The 19,275-nt window shown below is 65.6% G+C and carries 17 protein-coding genes and 1 tRNA gene; all 18 read right to left on the reverse strand.

Annotated elements, in window-relative coordinates; translation table 11 throughout:
* Positions 1-20: 20 nt before the first annotated feature.
* A complete protein-coding gene (gene rimP, locus JYP50_RS04275) occupies positions 21-476 on the reverse strand; it encodes a ribosome maturation factor RimP (protein WP_206559239.1) in 456 nt (151 codons plus the stop codon).
* Between the two features lie 112 nt (positions 477-588).
* Positions 589-665: transfer RNA gene (locus JYP50_RS04280), tRNA-Met, on the reverse strand.
* Positions 666-798: 133 nt separating this feature from the next.
* On the reverse strand, positions 799-1,794 hold the full coding sequence (locus JYP50_RS04285) for a fumarylacetoacetate hydrolase family protein (protein ID WP_206559240.1): 996 nt from the start codon (positions 1,792-1,794) through the stop codon (positions 799-801).
* A gap of 2 nt (positions 1,795-1,796) precedes the next feature.
* A complete protein-coding gene (locus JYP50_RS04290) occupies positions 1,797-2,327 on the reverse strand; it encodes a VOC family protein (RefSeq protein WP_206559241.1) in 531 nt (176 codons plus the stop codon).
* Between the two features lie 15 nt (positions 2,328-2,342).
* Positions 2,343-3,443 (reverse strand): 4-hydroxyphenylpyruvate dioxygenase, encoded by a 1,101-nt coding sequence (hppD, locus tag JYP50_RS04295; protein ID WP_206559242.1) that lies wholly within the window; start codon positions 3,441-3,443, stop codon positions 2,343-2,345.
* Between the two features lie 229 nt (positions 3,444-3,672).
* A complete protein-coding gene (locus JYP50_RS04300) occupies positions 3,673-4,026 on the reverse strand; it encodes a hypothetical protein (RefSeq protein WP_206559243.1) in 354 nt (117 codons plus the stop codon).
* Between the two features lie 367 nt (positions 4,027-4,393).
* A complete protein-coding gene (locus JYP50_RS04305) occupies positions 4,394-5,101 on the reverse strand; it encodes an RNA polymerase sigma factor FliA (RefSeq protein WP_241262819.1) in 708 nt (235 codons plus the stop codon).
* Between the two features lie 51 nt (positions 5,102-5,152).
* Complete coding sequence (locus JYP50_RS04310; RefSeq protein ID WP_206559244.1) at positions 5,153-5,635, reverse strand: flagellar protein FlhE; 483 nt, start codon at positions 5,633-5,635, stop codon at positions 5,153-5,155.
* Positions 5,632-6,096: a hypothetical protein gene (locus tag JYP50_RS04315; protein WP_206559245.1), complete on the reverse strand. Its 465-nt coding sequence runs from the start codon at positions 6,094-6,096 to the stop codon at positions 5,632-5,634. Before JYP50_RS04315 ends, JYP50_RS04310 begins: the two co-directional genes overlap by 4 nt.
* Positions 6,093-8,510 carry a flagellar biosynthesis protein FlhF gene (gene flhF, locus JYP50_RS04320; RefSeq protein ID WP_206559246.1) on the reverse strand — a complete coding sequence of 806 codons (2,418 nt, stop codon included), beginning with the start codon at positions 8,508-8,510 and terminating at the stop codon, positions 6,093-6,095. Before flhF ends, JYP50_RS04315 begins: the two co-directional genes overlap by 4 nt.
* Positions 8,507-10,591 (reverse strand): flagellar biosynthesis protein FlhA, encoded by a 2,085-nt coding sequence (flhA, locus tag JYP50_RS04325; protein ID WP_206559247.1) that lies wholly within the window; start codon positions 10,589-10,591, stop codon positions 8,507-8,509. The genes flhF and flhA overlap by 4 nt, the downstream gene beginning before the upstream one ends.
* Positions 10,588-11,742: a flagellar biosynthesis protein FlhB gene (gene flhB / locus JYP50_RS04330; protein ID WP_206559248.1), complete on the reverse strand. Its 1,155-nt coding sequence runs from the start codon at positions 11,740-11,742 to the stop codon at positions 10,588-10,590. The genes flhA and flhB overlap by 4 nt, the downstream gene beginning before the upstream one ends.
* 143 nt (positions 11,743-11,885) lie before the next feature.
* Positions 11,886-12,575, reverse strand: coding sequence for a protein phosphatase CheZ (gene cheZ, locus JYP50_RS04335; RefSeq protein ID WP_206559249.1), 690 nt, complete (start codon positions 12,573-12,575; stop codon positions 11,886-11,888).
* Between the two features lie 32 nt (positions 12,576-12,607).
* Positions 12,608-12,994, reverse strand: a complete 387-nt coding sequence (gene cheY, locus JYP50_RS04340; RefSeq protein ID WP_206559250.1) for a chemotaxis response regulator CheY — start codon at positions 12,992-12,994, stop codon at positions 12,608-12,610.
* A 38-nt stretch (positions 12,995-13,032) separates the two neighbouring features.
* On the reverse strand, positions 13,033-14,784 hold the full coding sequence (locus JYP50_RS21955; RefSeq protein ID WP_277602421.1) for a methyl-accepting chemotaxis protein: 1,752 nt from the start codon (positions 14,782-14,784) through the stop codon (positions 13,033-13,035).
* A gap of 86 nt (positions 14,785-14,870) precedes the next feature.
* Positions 14,871-15,932, reverse strand: coding sequence for a protein-glutamate methylesterase/protein-glutamine glutaminase (locus JYP50_RS04350; RefSeq protein ID WP_206559251.1), 1,062 nt, complete (start codon positions 15,930-15,932; stop codon positions 14,871-14,873).
* Positions 15,933-16,707: 775 nt separating this feature from the next.
* The gene (locus JYP50_RS04355; protein ID WP_347136722.1) at positions 16,708-17,562 is read right to left on the reverse strand and encodes a CheR family methyltransferase; all 855 of its coding nucleotides are present in this window, start codon (positions 17,560-17,562) and stop codon (positions 16,708-16,710) included.
* Positions 17,563-17,564: 2 nt separating this feature from the next.
* A complete protein-coding gene (locus JYP50_RS04360; protein WP_206559253.1) occupies positions 17,565-19,271 on the reverse strand; it encodes a methyl-accepting chemotaxis protein in 1,707 nt (568 codons plus the stop codon).
* Positions 19,272-19,275: the final 4 nt, after the last annotated feature.

The following is a 19,275-nucleotide window of genomic DNA, read 5'->3' on the forward strand; positions in this document are numbered from 1 at the left end:
TCACCCTGTCAAGGGCGCGGTCATACCCGGGGTAGAATGCGCGCTTTTTCGATTGCGCCGTGGGGCAACAGGTATTCGTGGTCATCCACCTGGACGATCACGTCCTCGCCCTCGATACCTTTGAGCACACCCTTGAACTTGCGCCGCCCCTCGAAGGGACTGCGCAACCGCAGCTCTATCCACTCACCGCTATAGGCCGGGTACTGTTCAAGCCGGAACAGCAGCCTGTCGACGCCCGGCGATGAAACTTCCAGGGTGTACTCGCCGCTGATCGGGTCCTCGACATCCAGCACCCCACTCACGTGGTGACTGACGGTCGCGCAATCGTCGACACTGATGCCATCTTCGCTTTCTATATAGATGCGCAGTACGCTGTGACGACCCTGGGACAGGTATTCAACGCCCCACAGCTCGAAGCCCAGCGCTTCCACCGAAGGCGCCAGCAGCTGCTGGATCTGCTGTTCTTTGCTTGCCACGCTGACTTCGCTCCCACCGGCGTACCGGCACTTTCTTGCACATACGAAAAAGCCCCTAAAAAGGGGCTTATCCGAACGCATCACCTAGTTTACGGAGCGGGTGATGCGTAATTGGTAGCGGGGGCCGGATTTGAACCGACGACCTTCGGGTTATGAGCCCGACGAGCTACCAGGCTGCTCCACCCCGCATCAATACTATCTCGCCGTGAAGACCCCTTGGACTTCACTTCGAAGCACTGTGTTGCCGTGCCCGAATTCGAGGGTGTGCATTATAGGTAGCACTCCCAGTGTGGTCAACAGCGAACACGACGATTTTGCAGATTTATTCCGGCGCCCGGACTTCCTGCTCGATTGCGCCAAAAATCGACGCACCTTTGGCGTCGAACATTTCCAGGCGCACCCGGTCGCCGTACTGCATGAAAGCCGTTTGCGGCTCGCCTTGCTGGATCGTCTCGATCATCCGGATCTCGGCGATACAACTGTAGCCGAGGCCGCCGTCTTTCACCGGGCGCCCCGGGCCGCCGTCACTGTCCTTGTTGGACACCGTGCCGGAACCGATGATGGCCCCCGCGCCCAGGGCGCGGGTGCGGGCGGCATGCGCCACCAGCGTGGGGAAGTCGAAGGTCATGTCCACGCCGGCGTCGGCCCTGCCAAAGGCCTCGCCGTTGTAGGTCACGCGCAGAGGCAGGCGCAGGCGGCCGCCGTCCCAGGCATCGCCCAACTGGTCCGGCGTCACGCAAACCGGACTGAAGGCGCTGGAAGGCTTTGACTGGAAAAAACCGAAACCCTTGCCCAGCTCCGCCGGGATCAGGTTGCGCAATGACACATCGTTGACCAGCATGACCAGGCGAATCGCCTGCGCGGCCTGCTCGCGACTGGCACCCATCGGCACGTCACCGGTAATCACCGCCACCTCGCCCTCGAAATCAATACCCCAGCCGGGGTCGGCCATCACGATGGGCTCGCGGGGACCGAGGAAGGTATCCGAGCCGCCCTGGTACATCAGCGGGTCGGTCCAGAAACTCTGCGGCATCTCCGCGCCGCGCGCCTTGCGCACCAGCTCCACGTGGTTCACGTAGGCCGAGCCGTCCGCCCACTGGTAGGCCCGGGGCAGGGGCGAGGCGCAAGCCGCCTCGTCGAAGGGCTCGCCCTCCCCGGCGTCGACCCGGTCCGCCAGGGCCCGCAGCCTGGGCAGCGCCTCGTCCCAGTGATCCAGCGCGGCCTGCAGGGTGGTTCCCGCCGCGAGTTTTCGTTGCAGGTCAGTCGATACGACAACCAGGGCGCCGTCGCGCCCCGCTTTCAATGAAGCGAGTTTCACGCTCAGTCTCCTCGTTCGTGCAGCCAGGCCGCGTGGCGTGGCGCTTGCTTGGTCCGCGACCACTCTTCAATCATCGCCGGCGCCACCTCACGCAGGCTCTCCAGGTCTCCCGGACGGTCGATATTGGCCGCCAGTTCCAGGCGGTGGCCGTTGGGGTCAAAAAAGTAGATGGATTTGAAAATACCGTGGTGGGTGGGGCCCAGCACCTCGACACCCTCGGCCTCGAGCTGGGCCTTGGCCGCGAGCAGGGCCTCTTCACTGTCCAGCTCAAAGGCGATGTGCTGCACCCACGACGGGGTCTGCTCGTCGCGCCCCATGGGCGGCGAGTTCGGCAGCTCGAAAAACGCCAGTACGTTGCCCATGCCCGCATCCAGAAAGATGTGCATATAGGGATCCGGCTCGCCGGTGGAGGGCACCTCGTTCTCGGCGATGGCCAGCACAAGGTCCATGTTCATGGCCCGCTTGTAGAATTCGACCGTTTCCTTCGCGTCACGGCAGCGATAGGCCACGTGATGGATTTTGCGAATATTCATGTCGGAACTCCTCCGTTAGCCGGCCTGCTGCTCCGCGCTGTCTTCCTTTGCGCCGATCACACCGCGGGCGAGCTGGTCGCGCTCGATGCTCTCGAACAGCGCCTTGAAATTACCCTCGCCGAAGCCCTCGTCCTCCTTGCGCTGGATAAACTCGAAGAATACCGGCCCCAGCAGGTTGGCGGAGAATATCTGCAACAACAGGCGCGGCTGGCCTCCCTCGGTGGTGCCATCGAGCAATATACCGCGGGTGCGCAGCTCCTGCGCGGGCTCGCCGTGCCCCGGCAAGCGCTCTTCCAGCATGTCGTAATAGGTATCCGGCGGCGCGGGCATGAATGACATGCCCGCGGCTTTCAAGCGGTCGTAGCAGGCCAGCAAGTCGTCACAAGCAAAGGCGATATGCTGGATGCCCTCGCCGTTGTAGGCCATGAGGAATTCCTCGATCTGGCCGCCCCCCTTGGCTTCCTCGTTCAGCGGGATGCGAATCTTGCCGTCCGGGGCGGTCATCGCCTTGGACAGCAGGCCGGTGTACTCACCCTTGATATCGAAATAGCGGATCTCGCGGAAGTTGAACAGATCCTCGTAATAGTGGGCCCAGTAGTCCATGCGACCGCGGTACACGTTGTGGGTCAGGTGGTCGAGGGTGTGAAAACCGTGCCCCTTCGGCTTGTGGTCCACGCCCTCCAGCCAGTGAAAATCGATATCGTAGATGCTGTGGCCTTCCTCATAGCGGTCGATCAGGTACAGGGTGGCGCCGCCAATACCCTTGATCGCGGGCAGGCGAAGCTCCATGGGCCCGGTCTCCACATGCACCGGCTGGGCGCCCTTGTCCAGGGCCAGGTTATAGGCCCTGGTGGCGTCCTTGACCCGGAAGGCCATGCCGCAGGCCGACGCCCCGTGCTCGCGGGCGTAATACCAGGCATGGCTTTCGGGCTGGTAATTGGTGATGAAGTTGATGTCGCCCTGCCGCCACAGCTCCACGTCCTTGGTGCGATGGCGGGCCACGCGGCTAAAGCCCATCTTTTCGAACACCGGCTCCAGCATGCCCTTTTCGGGGGCGGTGAACTCGACGAATTCGAAGCCATCCAGCCCCATGGGGTTATCAAACAGGTCGGCCATGTACAGTCTCCTATGGCGCAGGAACGCCCTGCGGTCTTCAGCGGGAAACCAGTATAGGAGGGAGCATATATAGTTTCAATAGAAACTATTATGGCGGCACGGAGTTCCCGGCGCGGGAATTGCCGGTGCGGGGTTTACCGACGCGGGGCCCGCCAGCGCGGGCCGCAGCAGGGCGACCAGCCAGGAGCCGGCCACCCGCTGGCGGCGACGGTACGGATCAGCCGGTCGATCAGCTGTTCTTGCGGAAGTAGCGCAGCTGGCGGTTGAATGACGCCGCCACCTTTTCCATGCCGTCGATGGTGTCGTTGCGCTTGCGCGTGTAGGCCGGCGAGCCGGTCGAGCCACTGTCCTCAAGACAGGCGATAAAGGCCTCGCCGGCGGAGACGTAGGCCTTGACCGCCTGTTGCGCCTGCGCCATCTCGCTCTCCGAGGCGGTTTTGCCGTCGGGGATTTCGATGTCAAAGGAGGGTTCGTCACAGGCCATCCCCGGGGCGGCGAACAGGCACAGGGCCAGGGCCATCAGCGAACGACGGCCGGCACGCGAGCGGGAGGGCTTGTCCTGGGCAAGGATTTCGTTGGTCATAATACCGTCTCCTGGCGGTAGGTCGATGGGTGATGATCTGTCGTGACAGTTCACGCGGGGACCGCCGGTAGCCTCGAGGCATACCGTCAGCCGCTACCGCAAATATCGGCAGCAGCGAACAGTTCTTGAGGATTTAGATGGCACGCCACCCCGCCAGCGCCTGAAAACAGAGCCCAGAAAGGAACGAGGGACAGACACCTAAAAATAGGTATCTGCACAATGGTACTTACTTAACCGTTGTAGGGCCGAATTTATTCGGCCATTGATGCCGTGAGCGCCTTTATTGGTCGAATGAATTCGACCCTACAGAGGGCAAAATACCCTGTTTTTCACTTAAGTAAGTGCCATTCGTATCCGTCCCCTATTTTTAGGCGGGCTCGGCGAGGCGGCTGCGCAGCCGGCTGATGGCCTGGCTGTGCAGCTGGCACACACGGGACTCGCTGACGCCGAGGACCGCGCCAATTTCCTTGAGGTTGAGCTCTTCCTGGTAGTACAGGCCCATCAGAGTTTTCTCCCGCTCCGGGAGTTCCTCAATGGCGCGGACCAGCAATTTACGCTGCTCGCCCTCCAGCAGCGCGCCGAAGGGGGTTCGCGCGCCGGTATCGCCGGCGGCGGGCTCTCCGCTTTCCGCCACCATCTCTTCGTAGGGCAGCAGGAAACCGTTGTTGATATCGCCCAGCAACTGCTGGTATTCGTCCAGGGGCATGTCCAGCTCCGCCGCCACCTCGCGCTCCTCCGGCGGCCTGCCCAGGCGCTGGGTCAGGCGGTGCATCGCGCTCTCGACGTCGCGGGCATGACGGCGCACGCTGCGGGGCAACCAGTCCCTGGAACGGAGCTCGTCGATCATCGCGCCGCGTATGCGCTGGCTGGCAAAGGGCAGGAAAGCGGCCCCGGCGTTAGGGTCGAAGCGCCCCAGGGCGTCCAGTAAACCCACCGTCCCGGCCTGTATAAGGTCATCGAGATCGATGCTCGAGGGCAATTTAACCTGCAGCGCAAGGGCCTGTCGCCGTACCGCCGGCAGGTACTCCTGCAACAGTGTTTCCTGTGTAATCTTTCCCTGTGCCGTGTATGTCATGGCGATCCGACTCGTGCCTTCAAGCTGTCCAATAGGATTTCCCAGCAACCATTATTCCGCCTCCGGGGCGAAACCATCCGCCAAATAAACGCCTTTGCCTGCGGTTATTTCCGCAATGGGAGCAGGGAAATAGTCCACCCCCAGGCGCAAGCCGCGAACCGACAGCGCACGACGCTCCCCCGCCGGCAGGGCAAAGCGAAAGCGGAACGGTCCGCCCGCCGGGGCACCCGCCAGCGCGGTGCTCGCGCCGCGCTGGCGCTGCAACGCAACGCAGCGCTCGCCACCGCACAGCCAGGCCTCGATCCCCCGGCCCGGCGGCAACTCGAAGCGCCAGCTGACACGCGATACCCGGCCGCCATCCACCGGCGCACTGTCGGGCGCCGACACGGGGTCGCTCCAGTACAGGCGATCCGGGGCAGCTATCCGCAGCCCCGGCAGCTCCCCGCTCCAACTGCCCGCGGCCGCGATCACCCGCGGCGCGACGAGCAGCACCACCAGGGCGCCGGCCAGTCGCCGGCGACGGGCGCGGGTCACCGGGCCAGCACCAGCAATTCGGTACCGAAGTAATCCGCCGCCGCCTGCTGCAGGTTGCCGAGCAGCCCGCGGCGCGGCAGCGTCGGGGGATGCAGGGCCAGCAGGCGCTTGGGGCCGCCCCGCGCCGCCAGGGCCTGGATCTGGCGAAAGGCGCGGCGGAAACCCTGCCGGTCGTGTTCCACCCACAGCCCCCAACGGGGTTGCTGGTTCGCCAGTACGGGAATGTAGGGGCTGGCCACGTCCATCGGCACGATGCGCCAGTCGCCGGGATCCCCGACCCAGTGGCGCCCCTCCTGCGCCCAGTGCCTCAGCAGGCGGGAAACCTCGTCGACGTCACCGCCACCCGCCCCTGACAGGCCGACCACGACCAGGGTCCGCTCGGCGCGCTGCCGTTGCACCGGCGTTACCCCGCGCGAGCGCGCCCAGCGTCTCAGGCCCTCGGCCTGGTCCACTGCGATCATGCGTTGCCGGCGGGCGCGGCCAGCGCCAACCGACGCAGGGCCTCGCGCTGGCTGAACAGCTGCATGACCGCCGCCAGCAACGAAGCCGCCGAGCGGCGCCGCGAGCGCCCACCCAGCGCCAGCAACTGGGCGCGGATATCCAACGCCCAGTCGCTGTTGTCGCGCTCCAGGCGGATAGCCAGCGCGGCAATACCGTGGGCGGCGTAACGCAGCTGGGGGGTCTGGCCACGCCAGCCGGGCAGGCGTTCAACCAGGGTGTCCATGGCGGTGCGCCGCAAGGTGAAAAAGGCTTCCGCCGTCAGCTGCCGGGCGAACAGCGCGATGCAGCTCGCGTCGGCAAGCTCCGCGGGGGCCAACCAGTAGCGGCGGCCGAGCACACTGCCGGTGTCCAGGTGGCGCAACTCGCCAATCCAGGCATGGAGATAGCCCGAGCAGCGTCGGCGCCGCCCCCCGGCGGTGAGAAAGGCCGGCGCACGCTGCAGCCGGAGCTGCACCTGGCGGCCGCGGTAGGTCACCGTGGTCGCCCCGGCGGACTGCGCCAGCGCGCGCAGGCCGGACAGCGGCACCGCCTCGCCGCCGTGGCGCACCCGGGTGTTGTGCGAGGCCGTGGCGACCCAGTCGATGCCCCGCTCCAGCAGCGACAGCCAGGAGTGACTGTCGGGCACCGAGGCCAGCAACAGCGAGGGCTCGCCGGGAAGATCGGCCAACTCGCGAACGGCGCAGCCCGCCGATGGCGGAACCAGGGCCTGCCCGGCGTCATCCAGCGCCAGCGGCAGGGGGGCGCCATCCTTCGACCAGGCCAGGGTCGCTGACGCAGCCGGCACGGCGTCCAGGGGGTCCGGGACATCACCGGCCCAGGCCCGCTCCAGCCCGCCCAGTCCGGCGAGCCTGCCATTCAGGGCATCCCAGGCGCTGTGCAGGGTGAGGCTGCGATCCAGGGGGTCGCGCCCCCCGCGCGCGCCGTCCTCGACGTGCTCCAAGGGCGGCGCCATCAATGCTTCTGTGATCAGGTCCTGGGCCACCGCCGGCGCCAGATCCTCCGGCACCCGCTGGCCGTGGGCGACGAAGTTGACCCGCAGGCCGTGGCGCATCACCGCCGCCAGCGCCGGCCCCAGGCGCGGCGCTTCATCGAGCTTGGTAATAATCGCATCGCGAATCTCGCTACCGCCGGCACGGGCGGCGCCGCGATAGGCGGCGATGGTGTCGTCGAGGTTCTCGGCGTGCGCCGCCGCATTGACCATCAGCAAGCCGCGCACCGCGCGATCGCTGCCGGCCAATTGGGTCATCTGCTCCACCAGGCGGTTGTCGCGCTGCCCCATGCCGGCGGTATCGACAATGAGCAGCGGCTTTTCCGCCAGGTGTCGCGGCAGGTCGGCGAGGTTGTCACCGGGCTCCAGGGCGTGCATTTCCACGCCCAGCAGCTCGGCGTAAACCCGCAGGTGGTCGCGGGCGCCAACCCGGTAGTGATCGGCGCTGACCAGGGCGATGCCCTCGGAGCCGTGGCGCATGGCGTAGCGCGCGGCCAGCTTCGCCGCGGTGGTGGTCTTGCCCACTCCGGTGGGGCCGATTAACGCCAGCACGCCCCCCTCGTCGAGTTCCGCCCCGGCGTCCTCCGCCACCCGCAGGCGCCCGATCAGCTGCCTGGCGAGCCAGGCGTCCATCGCCCGCCCCGTTTCCAGTCCCGTGGGCATCGCCGCCAGGATTTCCTCCGCCAGGCCCACGCCGAGGCCCGCGGCGAGAATATTCCGGCGCACGGCTTCGACGCGGCCAGCATCGGCGCGGCCAGCATCGGCGCGGCCGGCTTCGGCGCGGCCGGCGTCAGCGCCTGCGCTGTCATCGGCGGTGCCGGTGCGGCCTTCCTCGTCCCGGGACCGCGGCGCCATCCTCGAGGCGTCCAGCAGTTCGCGCATCTCCTGGACCTCACGCAGCAGACGCTCGTGGGCCGCCAGCAAATCGTCGCCGGTAGCGGACGACACGGCCGGTGTCGGCTCGGCGACCGCCGCCGTCGCGGCGGCGACGGGATGGGCAAGCCCAGCGGGTGGCGCGCCCCGCGCGCCTTCGGCGGCGGCCTTCGCGGCAGCGGGTGCCGCGGCAAAATCCGCCGCGGCGTCGGCTGCCGCGACATTGGCTTCCACAGCATCGGCTGCCGCAGCAACGGCTGCCGCAGCAACGGCTGCCGCAGCATCGGCGGCCGCAACGTCGGCTGGCGCCGTATCGGCGGCCACTGTATCGAAACGCGGTGCATCGACTGCCGCGGCTGTCACGGCGCCACTGTCGTGCTCGGTCATGGCGAGAATCTCAATGCCCGCCTCGGTGTGGCGATTGGCGAGGATCAGGGCATCCTCGCCCAGGCTGGCGCGCACCTGGCGCATCGCCTCGCGACTACTGGTTCCAACAAAACGCCTTACAGTCATTGATTCGCCCCTATCACATTGGTCATCCGCAGGCTGCGGTCATCGGGAATTTCAGCCTGCGACATCACCACGAGCTGTCTCAGGCGGCGGCGCAGGAAGTGCGCCAACAACGGTCTCAGGGCCGGTTGCACCACCAGTACCGGCGGTTCGCCCGCCTCTTCCTGGCGGGCCAGGGCGGCCGCGCTCTCCGCCATCAGGGTGTCGGCCAGGCCCGGCTCCATGGCCTCGCCGCCGCTGATGGCCTGCATCAGTACCTGTTCGAGGGTGCTGTCGAGGCCGATGACATGCAGCTCCTCGCGCCCCGGGAACCATTGATGAGTGATGGCGCGGCCCAGCGCAATACGCACCTGCACAGTCAGCTCGTCGACGTCCGACTCGCCGGTGGCGCGCTCCGCCAGGGTATCGAGAATGGTGCGCATGTCGCGGATCGAAACATCTTCCTCGAGGAGGTTCTGCAGCAGGCGTTGCAGGGAGGTCAGCGACACCGCCTTGGGCACCACGTCCTCCACCAGGGCCTTGCTCTCGGCGCCGAGCTTGTCGAGCAACTGCTGCACCTCCTGGCGGCCCAGCATTTCCCCGGCGTGACGGTGCAGCAGGTGGTTGAGGTGGGTGGCGACCACCGTGCTGGCGTCGACCACGGTGTAACCGTAGACCTGCGCCAGGTCGCGCTGCCCTTCGTCGATCCACACCGCGGGCAGGCCAAAGGCCGGATCCCGGGTGGCCTCGCCCTCGACCTCGCCGCTCAATTCCCCGGGGTTGATCGCCAGCCACTTGCCCGGAAACGCCTCGCCGCGGCCCACTTCCGCGCCCTTCAGGGTCAGCACATAGGTATTGGCGCCGAGTTCCAGGTTGTCGCGAATGTGCACCACCGGCGGCAGGAAACCGATATCCTGGGCGAACTTCTTGCGCACGCTCTTGATCCGGCCCAACAACTCGCCCTGCTGGCGGTGGTCGACCAGCGGAATCAGGCGGTGCCCCACTTCCAGGCCCAGGGTATCGACCAACTGAACGTCGTCCCAGCTCGCCTCCGGCGCCTCGGGAACCGGCGGCGGCCCGGTATTGATCTGCTCCTCGGCAATGCGGTTGTCACGCTGTCGCGTCAGCCACCAGGCGGCGCCGCCCAGCAGTCCGGTAAACAGCAGGAAAACCAGGTTGGGCATACCCGGCACCAGGCCGAGCAGGCCCATGACCCCCGCCGACAATGCCATGACCTTGGGGTTGATCAGCAGCTGGCTGATCATCTGCTGGCCCACATCCTGGTCGGTATTGACCCGCGACACGGTGACACCCGCGGCGGTGGAGATCACCAGGGCCGGGATCTGCGCCACCAGGCCATCGCCAATGGTAAGCAGGGTGTAGGTGCGCCCGGCGTCGGCGAATGACATATCGTGCTGCAACATGCCGATCAGCAGCCCGCCGATGATATTGACCACCATGATCACCAGGCCGGCCATGGCGTCGCCGCGCACGAATTTGCTGGCGCCGTCCATGGAACCGTAGAAGTCGGCCTCCTGGGCCACCTCCGCGCGGCGCGACTTGGCCTCCTCCTCGCCGATCAGACCGGCGTTGAGATCGGCGTCGATGGCCATCTGCTTGCCGGGCATGGCGTCCAGCATGAAGCGCGCGCCCACCTCGGCGATACGCCCGGCGCCCTTGGTAATCACCATGAAATTGATCACCACCAGAATCAGGAACACCACCAGGCCGACCGCGAAATTGCCGCCCACCAGGAACTGGCCAAAGGCCTCGATGACCCGTCCCGCGGCGTCGCCCCCCTGGTGCCCCTCCATCAGCACCACCCGTGTGGAGGCCACATTCAGGGACAGTCGCAGCAGGGTGGTGAACAGCAGCACCGCCGGAAACGCGGCGAACTGCAGGGCGTTGAGCGTGAACATGCTGACCAGCAGCACCATCACCGCCAACGCGATATTGAAGGTAAAGAACAGGTCGAGGGCGAATGGCGGCAGCGGCAGGATCAGCATCGCCATCACCAGCAGGATAAGCAGCGGCCCCGCCAATACCTGCATCTGCGCGCGATCGAACATGCCGCTGTTGCCGAAATAACGGGTCAGCGTATTCATTGCTCCTGGCCCTCCCCGGCCGGCACATTAAGCTCCGCCGGCACCGGCAGGTCGCGGGGTTGCGCGGGCGAAACGCCGCCCTCCTGGCGCACCCGCCGCAGGCGGAATGCCCAGGCCAGGACCTCGGCCACGGCGGTGTAGAGCCCCGCGGGAATCTCGCGATCCAGGTCCACGTGGCGATACAGCGCACGCGCCAGCGGCGGCGCCTCCATCAAGGGCACCCGGTGTTCCGCCGCCAGCGAGCGAATGCGTTCGGCGACCGCGTCCACGCCCTTGGCCACCACCCGGGGGGCGGACATGTTCGCCTCGTCGTAGCGCAGCGCCACGGCGTAGTGGGTCGGGTTGGTCACGATGACATCCGCCTCCGGCACCTTGCTCATCATCCGCGACCGCGCCACGCTCTGCTGCTGCGAGCGGATGCGCGCCTTGAGCTGAGGGTCGCCCTCGGTTTCCTTGTGCTCGCGGCGGATCTCGTCCTTGGTCATGCGCAATTTCTTGGCATGGCTCCACAACTGGTAGGGCACGTCGATCAGGATCACCACCACCAGCACGAGAACCATCCAGCCGCAGGCCGCCGCGGCCATGCGCACGGTGTTGGCCAGCGCCTGGTCAATAGGCAGGTCCATCAAGGCCATGTATTCGCCGCGATGCGCGACCAGGTAGGACACCACCACGCCGCCGACCAGCAGCGACTTGGCCACGGCCTTGGCCAGCTCCGCCAGCGCCTGGCTGGAAAACTGCCGCTTCAGGCCCTTGATGGGATTGAGTTTGGAGAACTGGGGTTTGAGGGATTTGGCGGATAGCGACCAGCCGCCCAGCAGCATCGGCGAGGCCAGCGCCAGCAGGGCCAGCAGCGCGAACAGGGGCAGTAGCGAGTACAGGGTGCGCTCGCCGAGGACCGCCGCATGGGTCACCATCACGCTGGTTTCGAGGGCCTGGCGCCGCTCGAACAGGAAGGATTGCTCCATGACCTGCCCCAGCTGCCCGGCCAGCACGGTACCGAGAGCCCACAAGCCACCGACGCCACCCAGCAGCAGCATAAAGGTGGCCAGTTCCCGGGATCGGGGAACCTGCCCCTCCTCCCGCGCCTTTTCCAGGCGCCGGGGGGTGGCGGCTTCGGTCTTTTCCTGGTCGCTACTGTCGTCGGCCATGTCGGACTGGGGGGAATACCTGAATAGTGCCGGCCATTGTCGGCAATACTCCGGCACACCGATCCGACGATAAACGCCGCCTAAGGTGCCTTATTCGCGCTTATGCCCGCGGGACGGCCGCGCCGCCCAATGCCAGGCGCTGTTTAGAAGCCGAGTTCGTCCAGCAGGGAATCGACCTGGTCCTGGCTGCTGACCACGTCCTCGCCATCGGGCTTGATTTGCGGGCCGTTGACCAGCGAGGCTTCCGCCTTCTCCTTGCCGGCGCCCGGATCGTCCAGGATACGCTGCATTTCGTCGCGGTCCCTACCGTCCGGGACGGCGTCCAGCAACACCTGCAGCAGCTGGTGCTCGACCTCCTTGATCACGTCCATCATCTTCTTGATGACCTGGCCGGTCAGATCCTGGAAATCCTGGGCCATCATGATTTCCAGCAGTTCCTGGTTGGTCGCCCGGGTCACTTCCGGGACGGTATTCAGGTAGGCGCGCGTCTCCTGCACCAGGTCCTTGGCCTGATCCAGCTCCATGGGCTCGGCGAACCAACCCTGCCAGCGCTCGTCGAGTTCCTTGGCTTTCTGCTCGATTTCGTTCTGCAGTGGCTGCGCGCGGTCGATGGCGTTGAGTGCTCGCTCGGCGGCCTGCTCGGTCATGGAGGCCACGTAGTTCAACCGTTCGCGGGCGTCGGGGATGGCCTGGGCCGCTTTTTCCACTTCTTTGTCGAGCCCCAGCTCGCGCATGCTTTCGCGCAGCATCCGGGTCAGCTGGCCGATACGCTGGACCAGGTCATCCCCTGCATGGCCGTCACTCGCGACCACCTGATGAGCCTCACCACTCATAATTGCTACTCCTGACATGGGTCAGTACCCGTCTATTTGCCCAGTTTCTCGAAAATCTTGCCGAGTTTTTCTTCCAGGGTCGCTGCGGTGAATGGCTTGACCACATAGCCGTTGGCGCCGGCCTGGGCCGCGGCGATGATGTTCTCCTTTTTCGCCTCGGCCGTGACCATCAGCACCGGCAGGTCCTTCAGGTCACCGTCGTCGCGAATCTGCTTGAGCATCTCGAGGCCGTCGAGATTGGGCATGTTCCAGTCCGACACCACGAACTCGAAGGAGCCCGAGCGCAACTTGGTCAGGGCCTCCTGGCCGTCTTCGGCCTCGTCCACGTTGGTAAAGCCGAGCTCCTTGAGCAGGCTGCGTACAATCCGTCTCATGGTGGGGAAATCATCCACCACCAGGATTCTCATGTTCTTGTCCATCTTTGTCGTGCCTCGTTAAATGGCTGCTAAAAAAACCGTCAAAACTCTTCCCACTCGTCCTCGGAGGCGGCCTCGCGCCGTGGCGCGGCGCGCCCGCCTGCCGTGGCCAGCTTCACCGGCGCGCTGGCCCGCTCCCGCTGCTCGGCATCATTGGCGGCGTCGCCCTCGAACTCCTCGCGCTGGTCGGCCACCGGCTCGGAACGCGGCGCCAACTCCGCCGAGCGCGCCGGGACACCGGCGAGCTTGAAGATGGCCACGGCCTGCTCCAGGCGCCGGGCCTGGTCTTCCAGGGACGCCGCGGCCGCGGCCGCCTCCTGTACCAGGGTGGCGTTCTGCTGGGTCACTTCGTCCATCTGGCTGACCGCGTTGCTGACCTGGTCGATACCGCCGCTCTGCTCCTGGGAAGCCGCCGAAATCTCGTCCATGATGTCGGTCACGCGCTTCACCGCGCTCACCACTTCCTTCATGGTTTCACCGGCCTGGGCCACCAGGCCTGAGCCCTGGTCGACCTGGGCCACGCTGTTCTCGATCAGCGTCTTGATTTCCCGCGCCGCGTCAGCGCTGTTGCCGGCCAGGTTGCGCACCTCGCCCGCGACCACGGCAAAGCCGCGCCCCTGTTCGCCCGCCCGGGCCGCCTCCACCGAGGCGTTCAGGGCGAGAATATTGGTCTGGAAGGCAATCGAGTCGATCATGCCGGTGATATCGGCGATCTTCTTCGAGCTTTCGGAAATACGCTGCATGGTATCCACCACCTGGTCGACCACTTCCCCGCCGCGGGTGGCGGTTATCGAGGCGTCGTTGGCCAGCCCGCTGGCCTGCCGCGCGTTGTCCGCATTCTGCTTCACGGTAGCGGTCAGCTCTTCCATGCTGGTCGCGGTTTCCTCCAGGGACGCCGCCTGCTGCTCGGTGCGCGCGGACAGGTCGTTGTTACCGCTGGAAATCTCGGTGGTGCCGACGTAAATCGAGTTGCTGCTATCGCGCACATCGGTCACGATCCTGCCCAGGCTCTGCTGCATATGGTGCATGGCGGCAAACAGCTGGCCGATCTCGTTCTTGCCGGGGACGTCGATCTCGTGCGAGAGATCGGCGTCGGCGATGTGCTGCAGGCTGTCCACCGCGGAGTAGATCGGCTGGATGAGCAGCTTGCGCATGCCCAGGTAGATCAGCGCGATCATCACCACCGTGAAGACCAGGAGGCCGATGCCGATCTGCGTGAATTGCTCGGTCTGCGCCTCGTAGGCGCCGATCTGCTCCACGCGGCGCTCGTTGGCGTAGTTGGAAAAAGCGGCAAAGCTTTCCGCCAGGGCGTCGGTCGGCGGCACCAGTATCTGCCGCAGGGAATCGAAGTCATCGACGTCCCCCGCCTCCAGCGCGCTGTACTGCTCCTTCACCAGCTCCATGACTTCGGTGAAGTTGCTCTGGATAGCCAGCGCCATCTCCTGGCCTTGATCGCTCTTGGGCAGGGCAATGTATTTGTCGAACTGCGATTGCGATTCATCCAGGTCCACCTTGGTGCGATTCAGCTGCCGCTCGGCCTGCAGCGAACGATCCATGGCCACGTAGTTCGCCGCCATTTCCAGCTTCACCCGGGCGGCATTCAAATTCATGACCGCGATGCCCGCCGCGTCAACCTGCTCGACACTGATATTCTCTATCAGGTCCAGCGATTCACCGGCAGTCCGGTTGGCGATCAACCCCAGCGCCGCCACGACACCGATGAGCACTGCAAAACACAGCAGGATCGAGGCCATGGCCACGTTGATTTTCAGGTTACGCAGTAAATTAGTCATGCTGGCGTTTCCTTTAACTTTGTTTATGAATAAGCCTGTTGTTGTGAATTTTTCTTGCTTGCGACCGGGGACCGGCGGCGCCGCGATTAAACCCGCTGCGCGCGCCCGGACTCCTCGACCAGAACCATCATCCTCGGGGCAATCTGTCCCAGGGGCAGCACCTCGACCGCTCCACCCCGGGCAATCGCTTCCCGCGGCATGCCAAACACCAGCGACGTTTCCTCGTCCTGCGCCACCGTGGGCGCACCCGCCTGGCGCATCTCCAGCAGCCCCTGGGCGCCGTCCTTGCCCATTCCGGTTAGCAACACCCCAATGGCGTTGCGGCCGGCCTGTTCGGCCGCGGAGCGAAACAGCACATCCACCGACGGGCGATGCCGATTGACCGGCGGTCCATTATCCAGGCGCGCCACGTAGTTGGCGCCGCTGCGCGCCAGTAGCAGGTGCGAATCCCCCGGCGCGATGTAGGCGTGACCGGGCAGTATCCGCTCGCCGTCCTCCGCTTCCTTGACCGATATCTGGCACAACCTGTCCAGGCGCTGGGCAAAAGAGCGTGTAAATCCGCCCGGCATGTGCTGCGCGATCAGGATCGCCGGCGCATTGGCCGGCAGCGGCTCCAGCACCACCCGCAGGGCCTCTGTGCCGCCGGTGGACGCGCCCAGGATCAACAGCTTCTCGCTCGACACCATGGGCGCGCGAATCACTCGCGGTGGATCGCGACGCTCCGCCGCCGCCCGCTGCGGCCGCGAGCTGGCGGCGGCGCGTATCTTGCGGGCAATCAGGTCGCTGTACTCAAGCATGCCGTTGCGGATGCCAAGCGAGGGCTTCTCCACAAAATCCACCGCGCCGAGTTCCAGCGCCCGCAGCGTCACCTCCGAACCCGCCTGGGTCAGCGACGACACCATCAGTACCGGCATCGGCCGCAGGCGCATCAGGCGCTCCAGGAAGTCCAACCCGTCCATCCGCGGCATTTCCACGTCAAGGGTCAGCACATCCGGGTTGTATTGCTTGATAAGGTCGCGCGCCACCAGGGGATCCTGTGCCGTGGCGACGACTTCCATATCGTCGTGTTCGTTGATGATTTCTCGCATCAAATCGCGTATCAATGCCGAGTCGTCAACACACAACACGCGGACTTTGGCAGAGTTCAAGTCCCTTCTCCTCCATTGCAACGGGCGGCGAGCAACAATGACCACCACCGGCAGGGATTACGTCTCTGTGTATCGGCTGGGACGCGCCGGCCTTTAGGATGGGATTCGTTCAACCTGAATGGGGCGGAATGAGGCGGAATGAATTCCGCCCTACACGGGATAACCAGCGCCCCCTGTAGGGTCGAATTCATTCGACCTGAATCGGCGCGGGAGGCGGAATGAATTCCGCCCGACACGGGATAACCAGCGCCCCTGTAGGGTCGAATTCATTCGACCTGAATCAGCGAGGGAGGCGGAATGAATTCCGCCCGACACGGGTTAACCTGAGCCCCCTGTAGGGTCGAATTCATTCGACCTGAATCGACGCGGGAGGCGGAATGAATTCCGCCCGACACGGGTTAACCTGAGCCCCCTGTAGGGTCGAATTCATTCGACCTGAATCGGCGCGGGAGGCGGAATGAATTCCGCCCTACACGGGTTAATCTGCACCCCTGTAGGGTCGAATTCATTCGACCTGAATCGACGCGGGAGGCGGAATGAATTCCGCCCTACACGGGTTAACCAGCGCCCCCTGTAGGGTCGAATTCATTCGACCTGAATCAGCGCGGGAGGCGGAATGAATTCCGCCCTACACGGGTTAACCTGCGCCCCTGTAGGGTCGAATTCATTCGACCTGAATCGGCGGCGCGGGAGGCGGAATGAATTCCGCCCTACACGGGTTAACCTGCCCCCCTGTAGGGTCGAATTCATTCGACCACGCCCCCGAAAACGCCGCTCAGCGCGCCAGGGTGTAAACGGTCTGGCCGCGCAGCCGGAAATGGTCGCTGATGTAGGAAAAACTCTCGGAGTGCCCGGCAAAGAGCAGGCCGTCGGGCTTCAGATGTGGCGCGAAGCGCTCGAGAATACGCACCTGCGTGCGCTGGTCGAAGTAGATCATCACATTGCGGCTGAATATCGCGTCGAACTCCCCGGTGACCGGCCACTGGTCCGCCACCAGGTTTAACTTCTGGAAGCTCACCCGCGCCGCGACCTCGGGCCGGATGCGTGCATAGCCCGCTCGCGAGCCACTGCCTTTCTGGAAGAACCGTCGCACGCGTTCGGGCGGCAGTTTACTGACCTGCTCCATACTGTAGATACCCTGCTCGGCCCGGGCCAGGGCGTCGGTGTCGATATCGGTACCGAGTACCTCGAACTCCCTGCGCCCGCCCAGCGCCTCCATCAGGGTAATGGCGATACTGTAGGGCTCCTCGCCGGTCGAGGCCGCCGCGCACCACACTCGCACCCGTCCCCCGGCACCCGCGACATGGTCGGCGAGCAGGGGAAAATGGTGGGCCTCGCGAAAAAAGGACGTGAGATTGGTGGTCAGGGCGTTGGTGAAGGCGTCCCACTCCGGGCTTGCTGAATCCCGCTCGAGACGATCGACATAATCGCCGAAACAGTGCAGCCCCTGGGCGCGCACCCGACGCGCGAGCCGGCCGTAAACCATCTCGCGCTTGTGATCGGCAAGCACAATACCCGCGCGCCGGTAGATTAGGTCGCGAATCCGCCCGAAGTCGCGATCGCTGAAGGTCAGGTCGCGCAAACTTCCCATCTGCGACATCGGCGCCGCCGACGCCGGCCCACCCACCACGGTCAATTGCGGCTCCCGGCCAGCGCCTGGGGCTGCGCGCTCCGCCGCTGCCCGCCGGCCGGGCGCGCACCGTCGCCCCTAGCAGAAGGCGCGGAAGGCTTTAACGGCACGACGCTATCGCGCGACTGGTCAAACCGGAACACCGATGCCGAGTGGTCCAGGCGCTCCACCCGCTCGAGCAGTCGCAGTGTTTCCGCGGCGCTGGCCCGCACCCGCTCCGCGTCCTGGCGCATCACGGCATCCATGTCCGCCACCGCCGCCGTCACCTGTGCGATACCGCTGCTCTGCTCCTCGCTCGCCGAACTGATATCCCCCATCAGCTCGCTGAGACGCGTCACTTTCTGCACCAGGTCCTCCATCGAATCGCCCGCGCGCCTCACCAGCGCGTCGCCGCCTTCGATATCGCTGGCGGAGCTGGCGATGAGCTCCCGGACCTCTTTCGCGGCATCGGCCGAGCGACCCGCGAGCTGGTGCACTTCGCCGGCGACCACGGCGAAACTGCGACCCTGCTCGCCGGCCCTGGCGGCTTCCACCGAGGCGTTGAGGGCCAGCAGCTTGGTCTGGAAGGAAATGCTGTCGATAACCTCGATAACATCGGCCATGCGCCCCGCGCCGCTGGTGATGCGCGTCATGGTGTCGACCACCCGGCCCATCAGCTCACCGTTCTCCACCACCGTGGCGGCGGAAGCCTCGGCCAGGCCCCGGGCCTGACGCGCGTGCTCCGTATTTTGCTGCACCGCGGCCGACATCTGCTCCATGCTGGAGGCGGTCTGCTGCAGGGATGCCGCCTGATGCTGGGCGCGAGCCGCCATCTCGTCGTTGCCGGTGGCGATATCCCTGGCCGCCGGGTTGACCACGGCCAGGCCCTCGCGCACATCGCCGGCGATATTGGCCAGGCTCTTGCGCATGATATCCAGGCTGGCCATTAGCTCCGCGGTCTTGCCCCGCCGCTTGGCGGGCGAGGCCACCGCCAGGTTACCCGCGGCGATCTGCACCGAGAAGGTCACCGCCTCGCTTAACGGCGCCACCAGGGCGCGACGGTTGTACAGGGTAAGCAACGCAAGCAGCGGCAGCCCCAGGGCCGGCACCGCCAACTGCGCCCACCACATCCAGCCCGGCGCCCCCTCCTGTCCGGAAATGGCGGCAAAGCCCAGGGCGGTGCTCGCTGCCACCAATACCGCGGCGAGGGCCAGTAGCGCGTATAACCCGGCCCCCGCCGAACCGGCCAGGAGCCGCTGCAAGGCACCGCGCCACCCGCGGCGAGACAACTGCCCCCGATGAACCGCCAGGTGCCCTCCCCGGCCATCGCGCAACAAGGCGTAGGCCGCGGCGGCCCGGGAGATTTCCTCGGGTCGCGCGCGGGTCCGCACCGAAACGTAGCCGAGCGTGCGTCCGCGCTCGACAATCGGCGTCACTTGCGCGCGCACCCAGTAGTAGTCCCCGTTCTTGCGCCGGTTCTTCACCAGGCCAACCCAGTGGTCGCCGGATTGCAGCGTGCCCCAGAGATCGGCGAAGGCCTCTCCGGGCATATCCGGGTGGCGGACGATGTTGTGCGGGGCACCCACCAGTTCCTCGTTGCTAAACCCGCTCACCTCGATAAAGGACGGATTGGCGTAGGTTATGCGACCCTTGAGGTCAGTGTGAGAAATCAGGAAATGATTCTCGCCGAGGACATATTCCCGGTTCGTTACCGGCTGATTGTTGCGCATCTTT

This window comes from Parahaliea mediterranea (assembly GCF_017255185.1).
In the GTDB taxonomy this organism is placed as follows: Bacteria; Pseudomonadota; Gammaproteobacteria; order Pseudomonadales; family Halieaceae; genus JAFKCZ01.

Bases quoted from the DNA above. Each gene is read 5' to 3' on its own strand.
- JYP50_RS04315 (WP_206559245.1), bottom strand. From the start codon at position 6,096: ATGATCGCAGTGGACCAGGCCGAGGGCCTGAGACGCTGGGCGCGCTCG.
- cheY (WP_206559250.1), bottom strand. From the start codon at position 12,994: ATGGACAAGAACATGAGAATCCTGGTGGTGGATGATTTCCCCACCATG.
- flhA (WP_206559247.1), bottom strand. From the start codon at position 10,591: ATGAATACGCTGACCCGTTATTTCGGCAACAGCGGCATGTTCGATCGC.
- flhF (WP_206559246.1), bottom strand. From the start codon at position 8,510: ATGACTGTAAGGCGTTTTGTTGGAACCAGTAGTCGCGAGGCGATGCGC.
- flhB (WP_206559248.1), bottom strand. From the start codon at position 11,742: ATGGCCGACGACAGTAGCGACCAGGAAAAGACCGAAGCCGCCACCCCC.
- JYP50_RS21955 (WP_277602421.1), bottom strand. From the start codon at position 14,784: ATGACTAATTTACTGCGTAACCTGAAAATCAACGTGGCCATGGCCTCG.
- cheZ (WP_206559249.1), bottom strand. From the start codon at position 12,575: ATGAGTGGTGAGGCTCATCAGGTGGTCGCGAGTGACGGCCATGCAGGG.
- JYP50_RS04290 (WP_206559241.1), bottom strand. From the start codon at position 2,327: ATGAATATTCGCAAAATCCATCACGTGGCCTATCGCTGCCGTGACGCG.
- JYP50_RS04305 (WP_241262819.1), bottom strand. From the start codon at position 5,101: ATGACATACACGGCACAGGGAAAGATTACACAGGAAACACTGTTGCAG.
- hppD (WP_206559242.1), bottom strand. From the start codon at position 3,443: ATGGCCGACCTGTTTGATAACCCCATGGGGCTGGATGGCTTCGAATTC.
- JYP50_RS04300 (WP_206559243.1), bottom strand. From the start codon at position 4,026: ATGACCAACGAAATCCTTGCCCAGGACAAGCCCTCCCGCTCGCGTGCC.
- JYP50_RS04360 (WP_206559253.1), bottom strand. From the start codon at position 19,271: ATGCGCAACAATCAGCCGGTAACGAACCGGGAATATGTCCTCGGCGAG.